Annotated in this window: 13 protein-coding genes; 1 reads left to right on the top strand and 12 read right to left on the bottom strand. The window is 42.8% G+C overall.

Features of this window, described 5'->3' with window-relative positions:
- Nucleotides 1–38 precede the first annotated feature (38 nt).
- From AC1DU2_RS20555 to AC1DU2_RS20545, 3 genes are all read right to left on the bottom strand, one after another.
- Nucleotides 39–347 carry a hypothetical protein gene (locus tag AC1DU2_RS20555; RefSeq protein WP_477386466.1) on the bottom strand — a complete coding sequence of 103 codons (309 nt, stop codon included), beginning with the start codon at nucleotides 345–347 and terminating at the stop codon, nucleotides 39–41.
- 71 nt (nucleotides 348–418) lie between these two features.
- Entirely contained in the window at nucleotides 419–781 is a 363-nt protein-coding gene (locus AC1DU2_RS20550; RefSeq protein WP_477386464.1) for an NTF2 fold immunity protein, read from the bottom strand.
- Nucleotides 782–873: 92 nt separating this feature from the next.
- Entirely contained in the window at nucleotides 874–2,235 is a 1,362-nt protein-coding gene (locus tag AC1DU2_RS20545) for a pyridoxal-phosphate dependent enzyme (protein ID WP_477386462.1), read from the bottom strand.
- A gap of 225 nt (nucleotides 2,236–2,460) precedes the next feature.
- Between AC1DU2_RS20545 and AC1DU2_RS20540 the strand changes: the two genes are divergently transcribed.
- The gene (locus AC1DU2_RS20540; RefSeq protein ID WP_477386460.1) at nucleotides 2,461–8,295 is read left to right on the top strand and encodes an alpha-2-macroglobulin family protein; all 5,835 of its coding nucleotides are present in this window, start codon (nucleotides 2,461–2,463) and stop codon (nucleotides 8,293–8,295) included.
- A 204-nt stretch (nucleotides 8,296–8,499) separates the two neighbouring features.
- Here the strand turns inward: AC1DU2_RS20540 and AC1DU2_RS20535 are convergent, their stop codons facing one another.
- The 9 genes from AC1DU2_RS20535 to AC1DU2_RS20495 all read right to left on the bottom strand — a co-directional run bounded on the left by AC1DU2_RS20535 (nucleotide 8,500) and on the right by AC1DU2_RS20495 (nucleotide 19,776).
- The gene (locus tag AC1DU2_RS20535) at nucleotides 8,500–9,354 is read right to left on the bottom strand and encodes an AMP nucleosidase (RefSeq protein WP_147059034.1); all 855 of its coding nucleotides are present in this window, start codon (nucleotides 9,352–9,354) and stop codon (nucleotides 8,500–8,502) included.
- Nucleotides 9,355–9,586: 232 nt separating this feature from the next.
- A complete protein-coding gene (gene clpX / locus AC1DU2_RS20530) occupies nucleotides 9,587–10,825 on the bottom strand; it encodes an ATP-dependent Clp protease ATP-binding subunit ClpX (protein ID WP_477363605.1) in 1,239 nt (412 codons plus the stop codon).
- Nucleotides 10,826–10,964: 139 nt separating this feature from the next.
- Nucleotides 10,965–11,693: an ATP-dependent Clp protease proteolytic subunit gene (locus tag AC1DU2_RS20525; RefSeq protein WP_090649479.1), complete on the bottom strand. Its 729-nt coding sequence runs from the start codon at nucleotides 11,691–11,693 to the stop codon at nucleotides 10,965–10,967.
- Nucleotides 11,694–12,009: 316 nt separating this feature from the next.
- A complete protein-coding gene (gene tig, locus AC1DU2_RS20520) occupies nucleotides 12,010–13,365 on the bottom strand; it encodes a trigger factor (protein ID WP_477363608.1) in 1,356 nt (451 codons plus the stop codon).
- Nucleotides 13,366–13,630: 265 nt separating this feature from the next.
- Complete coding sequence (locus AC1DU2_RS20515; RefSeq protein WP_477386458.1) at nucleotides 13,631–14,608, bottom strand: c-type cytochrome; 978 nt, start codon at nucleotides 14,606–14,608, stop codon at nucleotides 13,631–13,633.
- A 38-nt stretch (nucleotides 14,609–14,646) separates the two neighbouring features.
- On the bottom strand, nucleotides 14,647–15,366 hold the full coding sequence (locus tag AC1DU2_RS20510; RefSeq protein WP_477386456.1) for a head GIN domain-containing protein: 720 nt from the start codon (nucleotides 15,364–15,366) through the stop codon (nucleotides 14,647–14,649).
- Between the two features lie 132 nt (nucleotides 15,367–15,498).
- Nucleotides 15,499–16,104 (bottom strand): GIN domain-containing protein, encoded by a 606-nt coding sequence (locus AC1DU2_RS20505; protein ID WP_477363617.1) that lies wholly within the window; start codon nucleotides 16,102–16,104, stop codon nucleotides 15,499–15,501.
- Between the two features lie 380 nt (nucleotides 16,105–16,484).
- Entirely contained in the window at nucleotides 16,485–18,323 is a 1,839-nt protein-coding gene (locus tag AC1DU2_RS20500) for a gliding motility-associated C-terminal domain-containing protein (protein WP_477386454.1), read from the bottom strand.
- A 277-nt stretch (nucleotides 18,324–18,600) separates the two neighbouring features.
- The gene (locus AC1DU2_RS20495) at nucleotides 18,601–19,776 is read right to left on the bottom strand and encodes an aldose epimerase family protein (protein ID WP_477386453.1); all 1,176 of its coding nucleotides are present in this window, start codon (nucleotides 19,774–19,776) and stop codon (nucleotides 18,601–18,603) included.
- Between the last annotated feature and the right edge of the window lie 37 nt (nucleotides 19,777–19,813).

The raw sequence follows: 19,813 nt of genomic DNA, 5'->3' as shown, positions 1-19,813 counted from the left end.
GCGAAGTTACCAAGCGGCAATTTTTGTTACTATTATTACTATTCATCAGCTTCGTCGTCATCATCCGAAGAGAACCACTTTGCGTTCATTTGTATCAAAAAGTCCCTGTCGGTTACCGGAAACCCCGATGCTGAACCTATCACTGTATCCATTGCGCATAACGGGCACCATGCTGTCTCTCCTGCTGAATTTCCTTGATCAGTCCATTCCAGTATTCCATCGGGATAAAAAATTCCCAGGCAATAAAAACATCCGCAAATATCACTCTGCTCTATTTGGGTTTTATGAAAAATAGAAGCCCGGTGTGCTTGCTCCAAATATTCAGGGTCATAGATAACCATCGACATCGGTTTTAATTTTTATGATGTGAACATTAAAAATTGGTTCGGAGAAAGATGACAGAATATAACTAATTAACTTATTTATAATGAATTAATTTAATCACTCTAGCGTCTTTAGCAGCCATAATTATAACAAATGTGCCGCCGACATATCCCTCGGGCAAGGTTCCTGTCAACACCCAGTAGCCATCAACAGAATTAACTTTGTAGGGCTTTTCGCCCAATATCTCATCCTTGCCATAAACTTTAAATAAAATAGGCTCTGCAACAACAACAGCCGTGGCAGAATCCGGGATAACCATATCAACTACCCGTTGATTTTTTTTATTGGCAAGTGCTTTTTTTATTTCTGTTCTCCAAAACGCAGTCACTTCTTTATCCTTTTGTTGAGCAAAAGAAAATAAAGGACAGAATAGAAGACATATAAGCAGATATTTCATACCCAAATATAAACTAAAAAAGGTGCCATGCCTAAGCATAACACCTTCAAAAAATCTTACTACTTGATACTAACTACTTGATACTATCCAATCTAAGCCGATATCGCGTTTATAATATCATACTGCGTAATAATCTCAATTTTACCGTCTTCGCTTTCAACCAGTACGGCAATGTTATCCTTATTGATCATACCCGAGATACGGTCGATAGAGGTATTCAGATCAACAAACGGGAACGGCGCGGTGGTAATATTTTTAACCGGCTGCGATTTGATGGATGGGTTCTCTAACAGCGAATTCAGGATATCGCTTTCGGTGATCTTGCCTATTACCATACCTTTTTGGGTAACCGGAATTTGCGAGATATTCAGCGATTTGATAGTATTGATAGCTTCCAGCACCGATTTTTCGCAGTCGATGGTGATAATTTCCTGTACATCTTTTTTGCTGATGATGTCGCGGGCGGTAAGTTTGCCATCTTTCAGGAAACCGCGGTCGCGCAGCCAGTCGTCGTTATACATTTTACCCAGGTAGCGGGTACCATGGTCGGGGAAAATGATCACCACTACATCGCCTTCTTTAAACATATCCTTCATCTGAATCACCCCGGCCACGGCCGATCCGGTGGAGTTACCTGCAAAGATGCCTTCTTTACGGGCAACCTCGCGGGTCATTAAGGCGGCGTCTTTATCGGTTACTTTTTCAAAGTGGTCTATCAGGCTAAAATCAACGTTTTGCGGTAAAAAATCTTCGCCAATGCCTTCGGTGATGTAAGGGTAAATTTCGTTTTTGTCAAAATCGCCGGTCTCTTTGTATTTTTTAAATACCGAGCCGTAGGTATCAATACCCAGCACCTTGATGTTGGGGTTCATTTCTTTAAGGTAACGCGCTGTACCGGATATGGTACCGCCGGTGCCTACACCTGCAACGAGGTGCGTGATTTTGCCCCCGGTTTGCTCCCAAATTTCGGGGCCGGTTTGTTCGTAGTGCGCCTGCGAGTTGCTCAGGTTATCGTACTGGTTGGGCTTCCAGGAGTTTGGCACCTCGCGCTCTAAACGGGACGATACCGAGTAGTATGACCTTGGATCTTCGGGCTCCACATTGGTTGGGCAAACAATCACCTCGGCGCCAAAGGCACGCAAGGCATCAAATTTTTCCTTCGATTGCTTATCGGTACTGGTAAAAATGCACTTGTAGCCTTTTATCACCGCCGCAATAGCCAGGCCCATACCTGTATTGCCCGATGTACCTTCAATAATGGTACCGCCGGGTTTAAGTTTGCCGCTTTTTTCGGCATCCTCAATCATTTTAAGGGCCATACGGTCCTTGATGGAATTACCAGGATTGGTTGTTTCAATTTTGGCCAAAACCGTTGCAGGAATGTCCTTTGTTACTTTATTTAACCTCACCAGCGGCGTGTTGCCAATGGTATCTAATATATTATTATGCCACATAAATTTAATATCTACTAATCCGGTGTACTAAGCGGGATTACGCCTCAAAAATAGTTTTTATAAACTGAACTTTCTTTATGGAAAAGTAAATAGATGTGCATCTTGTGGGAGTAGTGAGTTTTGAGTTCTGAGTGGTGAGTTAAAAAAGTTAGTTTATTCACTTTAGACTTAGAACTTAGGACTCAATACTTCCGACTTAAAACTTTAGACTTTAATTTCATCACTATGTTATCACTTTATAAAAAAACCTTATTGCTTATCCTGATCACAGTTTTTTTTGCAGGCCATTTATTTGCGCAAAAACTGCTTACACCCAGCAGGCAAAGCAGTTTTTATACCTACATCTACAAAATTTCGCCGGACGATGTATTGATGTTTTATAAATACCCGGATAAAGATCCCAATGAAAAAATATTGCAGCACCCGGTAGATTCGTTTAAAACCGACGACAACTGGAAAAATAACCTTCTGCCGGGTAACTATTTAAAGGTTTATGCCGAAAAAAATCAGCTGAAGTATAAGCTGATTGAAATGCATTCGGCTTATTTGAAGGTAATAAAAAACAACCAGGACCTAAGCTTCTCCCTTACCGATAAGCTTGGTAATGCAATCACTAACGCTGTTGTTAGCACGCATGGCAGTAGCATCAGCCTTGATCAAAAAACCAATCTTTATCATACTAAACTAAAAAATTCCGTTTTGATAAAAGCCGAATATGGCGGCGTAACCAATTATTATCAGCTTAAACAAAACCGTAACAGTATCGCTTTTTTAAGCAAGCGATGGTTTGATGCTAAGTGGTACAGGTTAAAAAGATGGCTTAAAAAAGATGAAAGCGACCGCGATTACAGGTTTGAGAACCGCTTTTACGAAAACAAAAAATATACCGGCTTTATAGCTTTTAATAAGCCGATGTATAAACCTTTGGATACCGTAAAACTAAAAGCATTTATCATCGACCGGAAATCAAGAGCTGCAATTGATGATAAGCGCCTGCTGGTACGAATACAAAAACATGCTGACGATAATGGTAAAATATTGGGCTATGTTGACTGCTACCGAAAAGGCGCCTTTGAATATAGTTTTGTTTTGAAAGATAGCCTGGACCTTAGCTTTGACCAGGAATATTACATAACCCTCGACGATCCATCAAGCGCCAAATACGACCTGGATAAATATGATGACGATGACGACCGCAAATTATGGGCTATGCGTAAAACATTTATAGCGGGCAAGTTTAATTACGAGGAATACGAGCTAAAATCGACCACATTTAACGTTCGTACAGATAAAAAAGAGCATGAACCGGGCAGCCCGGTTTCTGTTTACCTAAAGGCGACAGATGAAAACGACCTGCCCCTACCCGACGGACGTGTGGCAATGACACTGGTAACCAACGGCGTAACACAATTTAAAGCAGGAAAAATATTTGTGCCCGATACCCTTTGGACACACCGGGTAACGCTTGATGCCATTGGCGAAACAAAGGTAACCATACCCGATTCTATCTTCCAGAAGGCCGACATTAACTATACGATGCAGGCCGTGCTGTTAAACTCAGACAATGAGCGCCATTATGAAACAGAATATCTTTATTTTAAGTACAAAAACTATAAACTAAAGTACGAGTATGTGAATGATTCGTTAAAGATAACGCCATTATTTAAGGGCAAAACAATCAGTTTGCCCGCCCGCATAAAGGCGATAAATTTTAATGGCGATACCATTTCGCGGTTGAATGTTACCTTACCGACAGCTGTTATTGTTAACCCAAACAACCGGAGCTACTTTGTTGAAGCCGATAGTGCCGCCATTGAAATAGGCGTGCAGCAGTTGCAAAGCGATGTTAGTTTCACAGGCTACCAAACCGCCGATTCGTTATTTGTAAAGGTGAGCAACCCGCACCATATTCACTTTTGGTATTGGTTGCTTAACAATAACAAACAGGTTGATGCCGACGATGCCTACAACCTTGTTTATAAAAAGAGATATACCAATAAAGACCCGGTAGTTTTTGTTTTAAGCTACATTTGGGGCGGCGAAAACCGGTACACCGGCCTGGCTATTCCTTACAAAGACAAATTGCTGGATATTAAAGTTAAACAGCCCATAACCGTATACCCCGGCCAGCAGGTAAAAACCGAGATTGAAGTTAAGGATGTATTGGGCAAAGCCGTGGCCGGAGTAGATATCACAGCGTGGGCGCTCACCCGCAAATTTCCAAACTATGCTGCGCCCTTTGTGCCTTACCTGGGCAAGGCTTATAAAAGCGCGGTTACCAAACCCTTTGCCAATTTGCAACTGATGGAGAAAGACGGTTGGTTACCCCTTAACTGGCAGCGCTGGAGTAAAGATATGGGGTTAGATAGTATTACTTATTTTCAGTTCACCCACCCCGCAACAACCTATAAAATTCAAGAGCCGGCGCCCGACAGCGTTACCCAAATAGCTCCGTTTGTAGTAAAAAACGGCGCCATAGTCCCAGTGCATATCCTGTATATTGACGGCATCCCGGTTTATTTTAGCCAGGCACAACAACTACAGCGTTATAGCTTCGCGGTAATTCCGGGTAACCATACCCTACGGTTCCGGACGTTTGATAATGTGATCAGGCTTAGTGATGTTGTTGTTGGCAAAGGCAAAAAAATGATATTAAGCGTAAATGCCGATACCGTGGTTAATAAAAACGCCGAGTTTGAAATGGCCACGGATACCTTGTCGACCTACGAAGCCATGGTATTAAACAAGCACATGATAAGGGTGGTAAATAACTTTCAGCAAAAAATGGCAACCATTGAACAGGACGGCCAAATCATGCTGCTAAATCCATCCTTTAATAATACCGATGCTAACGAAATATTGGTAGGGCCATTGGCAAACAATAACGCCAACTTTAAAATCAAGGACGAAATTACCCGCTCATTTATTGCCGAACCAGGTTACTCCTACCTTTTTGAGCCCGGCCTTTTAAAGCAAAAGAGTATCGGCACCAGGTACCCCTTTAATACGCAAACGTTTAAAGGCTTCACTACCGAAGATTACACACAATATGCCCTCACCAGGGCCGAAACCGAAAAACTCTGGTCGCGTTATCTTGATCTGCGGAGCCAAACCACGCGGCTTTTTAATAACGATGCGCCGGTTGGCGAAAAACAGGGTTTATTATTGATAAGCATTGCTCAAAAAAACAAGCTAATACCATTTATAAAAAACGTGATCATTTACAAAGATGGCGACCCCGATTTCATGAACGTTTATGAGGGCAACACAACCAATTTTGGACGATTGGCCTCCGGTAAGTACCGCATGTTTTTCCTCCTTGAAAAAAACACCTACTATATCAAAAGCAACATCGAAGTAAAGCCATACGGCCGTAACTTTTACCAGGTAGATATAGCTGCGCAAAAGCAAGATTCGGTAAGTATCCAGATCAACAATGTAATCAACAGCCGTACGGGAGCTTACAGTCGCAAAGATTATAGCATCGATAATGATGCTTTGAAGTTAAAGGAAGCATTTAACAGCAGGTATGTGGACGATAGCAATTTTAAAAATGTAATGTACGGACGGGTGATAGCCAAAGATGATGGCTTGCCGGTATTGGGTTGCACTGTCAGAGTAAAAGGCATGCGAACAGGAGTACAAACTGATATTAATGGAAAGTTCATCATCAAAGTACCAAACACAGGTACATTATTGTTTAACTACATTGGCTATCAGCCTTTAGAAATGACCATACACCCGGCAACTGTTGTAGAGGCCGTATTGCTTACCAACAACTCGCAGCTTAACGAGGTAGTGGTAATTGGCTATGGCACGCAACGCAGAGAAAGTGTTACAGGTTCGGTGTCTGTTGTATCCTCATCGGCTTTGCGCGAAATCAGTATCAGGGGCATCGCAACCGCAGATAATGGTAAACCATTAATTGTTATTGATGGTGTTATTGTTGATAACATGGATAATGTTGACCCTAACAGTATTGGGAACATGAGCGTATTAAAATCTGCTGCCGCCACAGCTATATATGGCGCGCGCGCAGCAAACGGCGTAATTGTAATAACCACCAAAAAGAAAACCGACAATGCCAACGCGGATGGTACGCAGCAAGCCGCGGAACAAACGCTGCGTAAAAACTTCTCCGACTACGCCTACTGGCAGCCCAAATTAACAACCGACGCGCAGGGCAAAGCGAGTTTTACCGCCACATTCCCGGACGATATTACCAGCTGGCGCACATTTGTTGTTGGAATAAATGGCCAGCAGCAATCCGGCTATGCCGATGGTCAGATCAAATCATTCAAACCCATCAGCGCCAATTTCATTGCCCCGCAATTTGCAGTAGCCGGCGACGAGATGAAACTGATTGGTAAAGTAATGAACTATAATGCCGATGCTGTTACCCTTACCCGCACCTTTACTTATAACGGGCAACAGGTAAAACAGGATGCCATAACGGTTACCAACGCTAAAATAGATACGCTGGGCATCACTGCTTCGGCTACCGACAGCCTGAATTTTGAATACACCATTAAGCGCGATAACGATTATTTTGATGGCGAACGCCGCAAGGTGCCTGTTATAAAACAGGGGGTTGAAGAAACCAAAGGCATATTTGAAGCGATGAACAGTGATACCACCGTAAACCTAAAATTCGACCCGGCCATCGGGCCGGTTAACTTCAGGGCCGAGGCATCGGTATTACCTACCCTTACCGAGGAAACCCGCAAGCTGCGCGACTATAAGTACCTGTGCAACGAGCAGCTGGCCTCAAAATTAAAAGGTTTATTAGCAGAAAAACGGATCAGAAAATTCCTGGGCGAGGATTTTAAGTACGAGAAAAACATTAAAGATGTAATTAAAAAACTGCAGGAAAACCGCCGCGCCAACGGCACCTGGGGCTGGTGGAAAGATACCGACGAAGAACTTTGGATAAGCCTGCATGCGGTAGAAGCTTTGCTGGATGCCCAAAAGGAAGGTTATATCATCCAGATGGATAGACAAAAACTAACCGACTACCTGGTTTATCAATTGGAAAGCTATCGCGGTGCAGATAAGCTCACCTGCCTGGAGCTGCTCCATAAACTGGAAGCAAAAGTAGACTATCAAAAATATGTGGATGTTGTTGAAAAGGAAAACAAAGCCTTCAAACTAAAAACCGGCATCCCGTTATCTGCTTATGATAAATTAAGGCTGATGCTGGTGAAACAGGAAACTGGCTTACCTGTTAAACTGGATAGTTTGTATGCCCGCGAGCACCGCACTTTATTTGGCAATATTTACTGGGGCGATGACAGTTACCGTTTTTTCGATAATTCCATCCAGCTGAGTATACTGGCTTACCATATCATTAAAGCCGAGGGCAAGCACCCCGAATTGCTGCGCAGGATACAAGGTTATTTTTTAGAACAGCGCAGCCACGGCGAATGGCGCAACACCTACGAATCGGCTTTGATACTGGAAACCATCCTTCCCGATTTGTTGGTTACCGATAAGCAGGTTAAGCCATCGGCCATCACCATAAAAGGAACAAGCACGCAAACAATTACCGCATTCCCCTACTCGGCCACGTTCAATCCGCAAGATATGAGTGTTAGCAAAACCGGCAGCTTACCGGTATACATCACCGGCTCGCAAAAATTTTGGAACAGCAAACCAGAAAAGGTAAACAAGGAGTTTACTGTAGATACCTGGTTTGAGCGCCAGGAAAAGAAATTGACCAACCTGAGAGGCGGCGAAGTTGTACAATTAAAAGCCGAAGTTACCGCCCAGGGCGATGCCGATTTTGTAATGATAGAAATCCCCATCCCGGCAGGTTGCTCTTACGAAAGCAAGGACCAGCCCTGGAGCAATAATGAAGTTCATAGGGAATACTTTAAGGAGAAGGTGAGCGTATTTTGCCGCAAGCTTAAACAAGGCAAATATACTTTCACCGTAAACCTCATCCCCCGTTATGATGGTAAATACACGCTAAACCCGGCCAAGGCCGAGATGATGTATTTCCCGGTGTTTTATGGAAGGGAGGGGATGAAACAGGTAGTTGTGGGGGCATTGAGTCATTAGGTCATTGTTGAATGATGACACAGCGACACCTATTTTCCCGCCATGTCATTGCGAGGTACGAAGCAATCTCGTCGCCAAAGCATAAACTATATGCAAAGCTACGAGGTTGCCGCGCTGCGCTCGCGATGACATGGGTTATTGGCACCAGACTTGGCCGCCGGAAAAGACCAATGAACTAATGAACAAGTGAACTAATGAACCAAATTAAAATTTTAGGTGCTTAACCGTTAACCCATTATTGATTAACTGCTTTAACGATTCGATACCGATTTTCAGATGCGTTTCTACGTATTGTTCGCTTACAACAGAGTCGCTTTCGGCTGTTTTTACACCTTCGGGGATCATTGGTTGGTCTGATACCAGCAGCAGTGCTCCTGTAGGGATCTTGTTGGCAAAGCCGGTGGTAAAAATGGTGGCAGTTTCCATATCCACAGCCATGGCGCGTAAATCTTTCAGGTATTTTTTGAATACTTTATCGTGCTCCCAAACGCGTCGGTTGGTGGTGTAGCAGGTACCTGTCCAGTAATCGCGGCTAAAATCACGAATAGTGGTTGATATGGCTTTTTGCAGGGCAAATGATGGCAGTGCGGGCACTTCGGCCGGCATATAGTCGTTAGATGTACCCTCGCCCCTGATTGCTGCTATGGGTAGTATAAGCTCGCCTACAGCGATCCTCTTTTTTAAACCTCCGCACTTTCCTAAAAATATCACCGCTTTGGGGTGTATGGCTGTTAAAAGATCCATTACTGTTGCCGCTACCGAGCTGCCCATGCCAAAGTTAATAATGGTAATGCCATTGGCAGTAACACTTTGCATGGGTTTCTCAAGGCCCATTATCGGCGCGTCATCGTTCCACTGGCTAAATAGTTGGATATATTTTGAGAAATTGGTAAGGATAATGTAATCACCAAAAGCCTCCAGCGGGCGACCGGTGTAACGTGGTAACCAGTTGGCCACAATGGCCTCCTTTGTCTTCAGTCCCGATTTTACGGGCGACTGCACTTCTTTCACTACCGGTGCATCGGTAGGGTTCTTTTTCGCATTTAATTCTTCGTTCATATTAAATAATTTTTTGTTTTAACCAGCAATGGCAGCCTGTTGGGGCTGCCTTATTAGTTTGCAGTTATCTGTTTGCAGTGGGCAGTTGCCTGTTTTCAGTTTTGAGTGTACAGTCCTTTTTTACTGCAAACTGCCGACTCAAAATTGCCAACTACCTGATACAACAAACCCCGGCGTTTCACCAGGGTCTGTGTTATTTCAATAAAGATAGCTTCGGGGTTTTACCGGGAGGTTAAGCTACTTTTAATTTTTTCAGATCCGATTTTTCAAATTTCTCGTGGGCATAATCCAGCGTGATATGCAGGCGTTTCACATCTTTTTTTGATGGAAACTCAAACATCGCATCTATCATAATCGCTTCACAAATTGAGCGTAAACCCCTTGCCCCTAACTTAAATTCCATTGCCTTATCAACAATAAATTCCAGCACTTCGTCTTCAAAGTCCAGCTTAACTCCCTCGTATTCAAACAGTTTTTTGTACTGTTTTAATAACGAGTTTTTAGGCTCGGTGAGTATGTTGCGCAAGGCTCCCCTATCAAGGGGGTTCAGGTAAGTTAATATAGGCAAACGGCCAATTAACTCAGGTATCAAGCCAAATGATTTCAAATCCTGCGGTGTGATGTACTTGTACAGATTTTTCATATCTATCTCGCCATCATCGCGCTTTAATTTATAACCAACTGTTTGCGTACGCAGGCGGTTGGCTATCTTCCGGTCTATCCCGTCAAAAGCACCACCACATATAAACAGGATATTGCTGGTATTCACCGTAATCATTTTTTGATCGGGGTGTTTACGACCACCCTGGGGTGGTACGTTAACCATGGTACCTTCCAGTATCTTCAACAAAGCTTGTTGTACACCTTCGCCGGATACATCGCGGGTTATGGAAGCGTTATCGCTTTTACGGGCAATTTTATCAACCTCGTCAATGTATACAATGCCTTTTTCGGCAAGGGTTACATCATAATCGGCAGCCTGTAATAAACGGGTCAGGATGCTTTCCACATCCTCGCCCACGTAACCGGCTTCGGTTAGTACAGTGGCATCGCAAATACAAAACGGAACGTTTAATATTTTTGCCATGGTTTTGGCAAGCAATGTTTTACCTGTACCTGTTTCGCCAACCATAATGATGTTTGATTTTTCAATCTCAACCTCATCCTTATCAATACGCTGGTTAAGGCGTTTGTAATGGTTATATACGGCTACTGATAATATCTTTTTGGCATCATCCTGACCAATTACATATTGATCGAGGTGAGTTTTGATTTCGTACGGTTTAAGCAAGGCAGGCGCCAGCGGCGACGATTTTACTTTACGCACCTTTAACTCCTCAGCTAATATTTCATTAGCCTGGTTAACGCACTTATCACAGATATGAGCGTCGAGCCCCGCAATCAACATCAGGGAATCCTGTTTACCGGCACCACAAAATGAGCACCTGATTTCCTTACTGTTTTTATTCATCTGATTCGTTTACTTAATCAAAATTAGTTATTTAGAGCGAGATTTCAAAGTGATTGAAGTCTTGAGTCTGAAATCTTAAGTCCGAAGTCCTTATTTTAAATTACTTAGAACTCCCGACTTAAGACTTTTGACTTAGAACTTATTTCCCTTTATTTCCTCTTAAAATTTCATCTACCATACCAAATTCTTTGGCTTCTTCGGCAATCATCCAGTAATCACGGTCTGAAGCATCCCAAACTTTTTCGAATGAGGCGCCACTGTGATCGGCAATTATCTGGTACAATTCTTTTTTCAGTTTAGTGATCTCATGGTAAGTGATCTCAATATCTGATTGCTGACCTTGCGCGCCGCCCGATGGCTGGTGAATCATTACCCTTGCGTGTGGTAACGCTGCCCTTTTACCTTCGGTACCGGCTACTAATAATACAGCGCCCATTGAAGCGGCCATACCTGTACAAATAGTTGCTACATCATTTGAAATGAACTGCATGGTATCATAAATCCCTAGGCCAGCGTAAACCGAACCACCAGGTGAATTGATATAAATCTGGATATCGCGTTTAGCATCGGCCGATTGCAGGAATAGCAATTGAGCCTGAATAATGTTTGCAATATTTTCATAAATCGCATCGCCAAGGAAAATGATGCGATCCATCATCAAACGCGAGAACACGTCCATCTGGGCAACGTTAAGCTGGCGTTCTTCAATAATGTACGGCGTCATGCCGGTTGGTACCGTGGTAGCAATGCCCTGCGGCATGCGGCGGCTATCAAAATTTCCAAGATATTTATCTACAAAGAGGCTGTTAATACGGTGATGTTTAACAGCGTATTTTCTGAATTCGTTTTTATCGATATTATTACTCATGGTGTTTGTGTATGTTTTATTTTTAGGATGCAGGCATTTTAACTGCGGATAAATATAGTTTTTAGTTGAATACAATTTCAGGAAGATAGTTTGTACAAAGTAAAAATTATTTAGCGGTGAAGGAGTCGGAAAATCCGGAAGACCAAAAGTATCGGGTTTTGTAGCACGCTTGCATTTATTCGCCCGCCGGATTTTGCTGATTTCCGGACTTTCCGACTTTACTGACTTCCGGACTTTTTAACTTCCAACCCTACCTATACAACAAAAGCAACCTTGTGAGTTGCTTTTGGTAAAATATATCTTAAAATTGCGTTCCTTATTTCTCAGAAACCAATTTGTTAAAATCAGTAAACAGGATGTCTTGTTTATCTAAAGTGATTACACTTTTAATATAATCAAACACCTTTAATGCTTTTACTTCTTCAAATATTTTGTTAGCATTCTCTTTATTTTGCAGGTATTGTACGGTGTATTGTGCCAACTGATCTTCAGGAATAGCCTGTGGGCTATACATTCTGAATTGCTGATCTAACCTAACTTTTGCAAGCGCGAAAACCTCATCGTATTTGATTTCGATTTTGTTATCGGTAATTATTTTGTTCTCAATCAAAGTCCATTTAAGGTTTTGAGCAAAATCATTATAACCGCCTTCCAGCTCTTCTGTGGTCAGTTTTTCGTTGGTAGCTTTTAACCAACGTTTCAAGAAATCGTCAGGTAAATTAAAGTCAACTTTAGCAATGCTTGCTTTGTAGATATCGTCCTGCAATTTGCGTTCGCTATCCTGCACCATCATTGTTTCAAGCTCTTCGGTAATTTTAGCTGTAAATTCCGCTTCGGTTGTTACTACACCTTCACCAAATAATTTGTCAAAGAACTCCTGATTTAAATCGCCTTCTTCTAACCGGTTAACGTTTTTAACAGTTAGCTGAAAGTTTGATTGTAAATCGGCCGCTTCGTCTTCTTCTATCTTTAATAAGCCGGCAACCTTGGCTGCGTCGTTATCGTAAGCTTTTTGAATATCAAACGTCAATACATCGCCCTTTTTTAAACCAATTAATGAAGCTTTAATGGCTTCGTCTTTAATTTGGTCTAAACGTACAGATGCTGTATTGCTTATTCCACCCTCAAAAACACTACCATCCGGAGAAAGCTGGACTAATTCGCTGTAAAGAACGTCATCGTCTGCCGATACGTCAGGATTTGTCATTTTGCCATAGCTACGGCGAATATTTTTGATACGTGAAGCTAATGTTTCGTCATCAACTTTAATTACGTATTGGGTAACTTTATCTTTTGATGAAAAGTCAATATTGAATTCCGGAGCTAAACCCAGTTCATAATTGAACTCAAAATTATCGGCAAAATCCCAGTTGTATTCTTTTTCGTTATCAGTTTTTGGCAAAGGCTGGCCTAATACGCGCAGGTCCTGCTCTTCAATATATTTGGTTAAGGTATCCTGTAGCAGGTTATTGATCTCGTCAACCAAAATACTTTTGCCGTACATTTTTTTTATATGTGATGCTGGCACCATGCCCGGGCGAAAACCTGGTAATTTTGCTTTTTTCGCGTTTTCTTTTATCGCTTTATCAACACGTGGCTGATAATCGGCAGGATCGATATTGATCTTAACAACTGCATTCAGGGCATCTACTTTTTCCTGTGTAATATTCATCTTTTTACCGGGTATTTTAATTGATCCATTGAAATGTAGACCGAAAATAACTTGCGGACTATACAAATTTCGAGGCGCAAAAGTATGAATTTATTTTTAATTAAAGCTCTTGCATACATAAAGCTTTTGGTCGCCACTAACGATTTTTCGTCTGCCTTATTTTATTTACCCGGACTATAATATACGTATACCACCGCACAAAAACCCGTACGTGGCGGGCCTTTTCGGCCTGAATCCGTTGCGCAACTTTAATTCTAATCTCCTCTTACTTCGCTACAAATTTCACAAACTGGTTTTTAACAGGTTTAATGGTTTTAACATAGGCATAAATAGCTTCCAGGTCGCTTGTTTTTAAGCCGGCGTATTTATACCATGGCATAATAGATTGGTATTCATGCAATTTAACACCCGCCGGCCCTTTGGTGGTGTCGGCATAAACCTTAAAGCGGTTTACAAATTGCGCTTTTGTCCAGCTGCCCAGCCCGGTTTCTTTATCGGATGTAATATTTGACGATTTTACGGCACCATAACCTGGTATTACAAATTCGCGGCCACCGGCATATTCCATACCCGGTATTATTTTACCTTTATCTACCTGGCTGTGGCATTCCATACAGGCAGCCGAGGTAACCAGGTATTCGCCGTACTTCAGCGTATCCTTTTCATCCGGGCGTGTGCCTAAACTTGCCTTTTGCGGCATGGTATGTACCAAAATATTCAACGGAAAATCGAGTGTGCTTTTGGGGTAATCTGCTTTTATTGGTTTAAGCGAGCGGATATAGGCTATAATACTGTAAAGATCTTCACGATCCATTTTGGAGTAATATGGCCAGGGCATCAGCGGGAAGATGGCTGAACCATCTTTTTTTACACCGGTGGTGATAGCCCGAAACAGTTCGCCATCCGTCCACCGGCCTAAATTATACGGGGTGATGTTGGGCACTTCTACATTGCCGGGAAAACCGTCCGCCGCCGTAAACTTTTCGCCGCCCTTACCCTCGGTGCCCTCCAGCATGGGGCCGGCAAATTTTGTCCAGTCGCGGGTAGAGTGACAATCCATACACAGGGTTACATGATTTGCCAGGTATCTACCACGTTCAATACGTTGTGGCGTGGCTTCTACTTTAATATCTTCGGGTTTACCCACATCAGGTAAAGCAAGCGTAATGTATGATACGCCTGCTACAATAATCAAGATAACAGCAATTACAACGTAAGCTGCATATTTTAAAAACTTTTTCACGATAAGATAGTGGTAGGTATTTCAATTTAACGTTGGTATCAATCAACTTTTTTTATGCTTGATGCGCCAGATTTATCGTTATTTACGGTTGCAGGCGAACCTTTATATTCAATTTCGGCAGCGCCGCTGGAGTGCACATTCAACGTTTTTAATACATTGATTTTACAGTTGCTTACACCCGAAGTATTAATTTCATAATCGCCGACAACAAAATCAAATCCGTTAATCTTGGTGGCGCCGCTTGATTCAACGCGATGCGATGCTGCCTGCCCTTTCAGGTTTAATTCGCTCATGCCGCTACCCTCGGTTTTTACGTTGGCTGCATTCAGGTCAAGGTTAACCTTCGTGGCACCCGATAAGTCGAACTTAAAATCGCCGGCATTTATTTTTCCGTCTGATGATACTTCAACCGCGCCGGATGCGCCTATTTCTTTCAGGTTATGCACGCCAACGGTGATCTCGATATGATCGTCGCAAAAAGATTTTCTCGACTTGATGTGTAACTCGCCGTTTTCAACAGAGGTTGATACGTATTTAAGCAGGTTATCATCGCCGGTGATACTGATTTTCAGCGAACTATCCTGTTTTAAAATTACTTTAAAAGCGCCTGCAATATTCACCTTGGTAAATTCTTCGGCCTGGCGATTCTCGGTGGTCATGTTACCAGAACCACGTACGCAATGAAAGCGGCATGACGAAAATATACTTACAGATACAATAGCAATTAAAGCGGCAATATTCAGGTTAAATTTTTTCATAGTGTTTTGATTTTTTTGACGTTGGTTTCGATTGAGATGTTACATCAAAATTAAAAAAAGCTACCATATTTTAAATGATAGCTTTTCAGAATATATGATGGACTTTTGCAAAAGTTACTGATGCTTATATAATTACAAACCTGCCAGCTCGTTTTCGTTTTTGGCAGATGAGATACCTGTTAATTTATCGGTATAAGTACCGGCTATAAAATTGTTATTATTAACGCTTGATTGCAGGTTGTGGTTAAGGGTATAAACCTGTGTTGTGCCTGCAAGTTCAATTTTAGCATTGTTGTTAACATTTACGTTGGTGTTGTAGGTATCCAAATCTAATTTAGCAGTAGCGTTGTTGCTTAGGGTAACATCCAGGTCGATGGCAGATAACTTGCCAAATGATTTTACTTCGGCGTTATCGTAGGCGCTGATGGCGCGCAGGTCATTTGCAGTAACCCAAACCACTAATTTTTCTTTCGTATATGATGCTATGCGCAATACACCTTTTGAGCTTTGTACCAATGCACCTGATGCATAGTATTTGTTGTAAACCTTAACCTGATCGGCAGTACCGGCAGATACATAAAGCTCAACATTTCCGCGAACTTCAATTTTATTGATGTTGCTTACATCGGTTAATACGGTAGCAACATTTTGGGTATTTTTTGTAGATGCAAAAGTTGTGTTTGATAAACCAGCTACTAAAACTAATGAAGCGGCGATGGTTAATAATGTAGTTTTCATGATATTATTATTTTGATTGTCAAGTAATTGTATTGTGTTATTTTTAAATACACCAATAAGACGCCCCCGTTTTTAAAACGTTACAGCAGTTTTGGCTGATTTAGATGTACACCCGGTTTTTATCGGCGAACGCTGTGAAATCATCGGTGAACGGAGGGTGCATGGTATCAAGTAGTAAGTATCAAGTAGTAAGATTTTTTGACTTTTGGATTAACCAGGGTTTGTAGCGGTCTTGATACTTAAGACTATTTTGCAGCGGTCTTATACTTGCTACTTGATACTTGAGACTATTCTGCAGCGGTCTTGATACTTGATACTAACTACTTGAGACTATTTTGCAGCAGTCTTGATACTTACTACTAACTACTTGATACTAAACCTCAATACACCAACACTACATACCCCGATCGTACCGCGCTGCCGTCTTTCAAATCAATAATATAATAATAGGTACCGGCAGGCAGGCGCTTGTTTTTATAGGTGCCATCCCATGGGCGGACGTAGCCGGTGGATGTGAAAAGCTTTTGCCCGTAGCGGTTAAATATATTTACCGTACAGGTAGCAAACTGATCAAGGTGCTGAATATTCCATACGTCGTTTACACCATCATGATTGGGGCTGATAGCATTGGGGATCAGCACATCAAGCGGCAACACTTTTATAATAACGCTATCGGTAGCCGTGCAGGTGCTTTGGTTTTGCACCAGCAAGGTGTATCTGGTGGTTTGGGTTGGCGTGGCTATCGGGTTAAGTATGCCGGGGTTATCAAGCCCGATGGCCGGGCTCCATTGAATGCTCAATATATCGCCGCTTGCGGTGGCTTTTAACTGGGTGGCATCGCCCTGGTGAATGGTTACATTGGGGCCTGCATCAACTACGGGCTGCGGTAACAGCGTTGCTGTAAGTGCATTGCTTGTTGCTGTGGGTATAGTAAGGCACAGGTTGTGTGGGGTTACCCGGCAGGTTACTATATCGCCGGTTGTAAGGCTCCTGGTAGTAAAGGTGAAGCTATCTGTACCTACATCGGCACCATTTAACTGCCATTGAAGTGTGGGCCCATTGCCCCCGTTAAGCACGCTTGCGGTAAATGTGACCGGATTACCCTGGCAAACGTTGCCGGTTAACTGGCTGATACTTATTGACGGAACCACCGGCGTAGTAAAGCTTACGTTGATGCTGCCACCGCTGCAACTGGCCACCCCATTAGTGGCCATAACGGTGTAAGTTGTTGGCTGCGATGGTGCAATGGTAATAGATGGCGCGATTTCGCCTGTAGACCATTTTAGTGCGACAGGCGTTTTCTCCACGGTGGCGCCGATGATGAACAGGCGCTGGCCGTTACCGCCATGGTCATTCACTACAATACTATCTATCCGGGTTGGCGCGGGCATCTTGATACGCACATTATCAAGCCGGTTTTGCCCGTTGGGCGATAGCCAGGCGTTGGTTGTGGTGGTGTTATTAATTTGATTGGTAAACTGGGCGGCGTTAAAGTCGCGGATGTCCTGGTCGCCTATCAGATCTTTTTTGTACACTTCGACACCATTGGCCCAAAAGCTTACGCTTACGTACGACGCCGGGCCGGGTACGCCGAAATAGGTATTGGCCAGCAGGTTGATAGCCACAGCACCATCCTCATTAACAGGGATAAACAGTTTACGCGGATCGGGGCCGGTAGCGTTACTTGCATTCCAGCCGGTAAAGTTATCACTCCAGGGGTACAGGATGTAAGGAACTCCGTTGAAAGTGACATTGCCGGTAGGGCAATTGACAAACTGATGCCCGAAAGTATTGGTTGAGATATTGAAATTGAATTGGTTCGAAAAATCGACTGGTTTAAATTTGGCATAGGCTGCGCCGGAAACATCGGCCTGGAGCACCATAGTACTGCCCGGGCAAATAGCGGTATCATGCTGCACAATAGTGGGCGGCGACAGGATGGTCATGGTAAGCGCATTACTATTGGTAGTACTAACTGTACCGTTTGGGCCGGGCGTAGTAACACGACATTGCACCACATCGCCATTAACAAGCGCGCTACTGGTAAATTTATTTTGGTTGGCACCCACGTTAACCCCATTTACCTGCCATTGGTAGGCCGGTGCCGCGCCCAGATTAGCTGCCACCGCGGTAAAAGCTATAGGCTGCCCAACGCAGCCGCTTGTTGGCTGCGAACCGATGGTAACAAGTTGCGCGCTACTTTTTTGGGCAAACGCCAATTGGTTTATACAAAATAAAACCAACCAAAGGCAATGCTTTGCACGTAACCGTTTAGCTAATAATAGGGTTGATAATAAAGGGCTCATTGTTGGCTGGCCGAAAGATACAGCATAGATGTGAGATTTGAGATATGAGATTTGAGACGAAAGATTGCTTAGGAGTTCTCAAGCTTTAAGAAAAATAAGCAAATAGGTTGTTTGGGCAGCAAGATTGGGCAAAAAAAAAAGGTCCAGCCAAATGACCGGATCTTTTCAAAATATCTAAAAAGTTGCAAGCTTATTTTGCTACCGTAAACTTATATAGCGACTGGGTTTTATACGTTTGGCCTGGCTTAAGCTCAGTTGACGGAAACTGCGGCTGGTTTGGTGAATCAGGGTAGTGTTGAGTTTCCATAGCAAATGAAGTACGGAATTCATCTTTAATGCCGCGTTTCATGGCGTTTTTAGCTTGCATAAAGTTGCCACTGTAAAACTGCATCGCTGGTTCTTCGGTGTAAACTTCCATTTTAATGCCGCTTTTATCACCAATTACAGTAGCAATCGGGGTGCTTAAGTCATGTTTGTTAAGCACAAAGTTATGGTCATAACCTTTGCCATTTTTTAGTTGCAGGTTATCGTCATTAATGCGTTTGCCAATGGTTTCTGGTTTGGTAAAATCAAACGGTGTACCTTTTACGGGCTCAATTTTACCTGTAGGGATTAAACCGGCATCAACAGGAGTATAATTATCAGCGTCAATTTGCACCAAATGATTAAGTATGGTGCCGCTGCCTTCGCCGTTCAGGTTAAAAAATGCGTGGTTGGTTAAGTTTACCACGGTTGTTTTATCGGTGTGGGCTTCATAAACGCATTTAAATTCGTTATTGTCGGTAAGGCTGTAAATCACCTTTACCGTAAGGTTGCCTGGGAAACCTTCTTCCATATCTTTTGACAGGTAGGTGAGCTCCAACGTGGTCGAATCAATTTGTTTAGCGTCCCAAACTACGCTTTGGTAACCGTTTTTACCACCATGCAGGGTATTTGGCGGATTGTTGATTGACGATTGGTAATCTTTACCATCAATTTTAAAATGCCCTTTGGCAATACGGTTACCAAAACGGCCGATAGTAGCGCCATAATAAGGCTCGGTTGATTTTTCGAAACCTTCTACACTTTCATAGCCTAAAACCACATCGGTAAGTTTACCATCCTTATTGGGCACCAGCAGGCTTACTATGCGGCCGCCATAATTGGTAAAAGTAGCGGTAATGCCGTTTTTGTTTTTAAGGGTGTAAAGATGAGTTTGTTTACCATTGATGGTTGATTCAAATGCAGCAGCGAATGATTTGGTGCTATCCGTTTTGGTGCTATCTGTCATACTGGTTTTCTGTTGGGTTGATGGTTGATTACAAGCCGCCAAAGATAGGCAGGCCGGTATCATAATTAATGATAGATTTTTAAATAAATGATTCATAAATAGGTTTATATTAGTTGGTTTAAAAGTAGCTTTT

The organism is Mucilaginibacter sp. P4_C11, assembly GCF_056402115.1.
Note: the sequence above shows the minus strand (reverse complement) of the source record. Positions and strands in the feature narration are given on the sequence as shown.

Excerpts from the sequence above, each read along its gene's own strand:
- AC1DU2_RS20510 (WP_477386456.1), bottom strand. The coding sequence starts at position 15,366 with ATGAAAAAATTTAACCTGAATATTGCCGCTTTAATTGCTATTGTATCT.
- AC1DU2_RS20540 (WP_477386460.1), top strand. The coding sequence starts at position 2,461 with ATGTTATCACTTTATAAAAAAACCTTATTGCTTATCCTGATCACAGTT.
- AC1DU2_RS20555 (WP_477386466.1), bottom strand. The coding sequence starts at position 347 with ATGTCGATGGTTATCTATGACCCTGAATATTTGGAGCAAGCACACCGG.
- AC1DU2_RS20495 (WP_477386453.1), bottom strand. The coding sequence starts at position 19,776 with ATGAATCATTTATTTAAAAATCTATCATTAATTATGATACCGGCCTGC.
- AC1DU2_RS20525 (WP_090649479.1), bottom strand. The coding sequence starts at position 11,693 with ATGAGTAATAATATCGATAAAAACGAATTCAGAAAATACGCTGTTAAA.
- AC1DU2_RS20550 (WP_477386464.1), bottom strand. The coding sequence starts at position 781 with ATGAAATATCTGCTTATATGTCTTCTATTCTGTCCTTTATTTTCTTTT.
- AC1DU2_RS20505 (WP_477363617.1), bottom strand. The coding sequence starts at position 16,104 with ATGAAAACTACATTATTAACCATCGCCGCTTCATTAGTTTTAGTAGCT.
- clpX (WP_477363605.1), bottom strand. The coding sequence starts at position 10,825 with ATGAATAAAAACAGTAAGGAAATCAGGTGCTCATTTTGTGGTGCCGGT.
- AC1DU2_RS20535 (WP_147059034.1), bottom strand. The coding sequence starts at position 9,354 with ATGAACGAAGAATTAAATGCGAAAAAGAACCCTACCGATGCACCGGTA.
- tig (WP_477363608.1), bottom strand. The coding sequence starts at position 13,365 with ATGAATATTACACAGGAAAAAGTAGATGCCCTGAATGCAGTTGTTAAG.
- AC1DU2_RS20545 (WP_477386462.1), bottom strand. The coding sequence starts at position 2,235 with ATGTGGCATAATAATATATTAGATACCATTGGCAACACGCCGCTGGTG.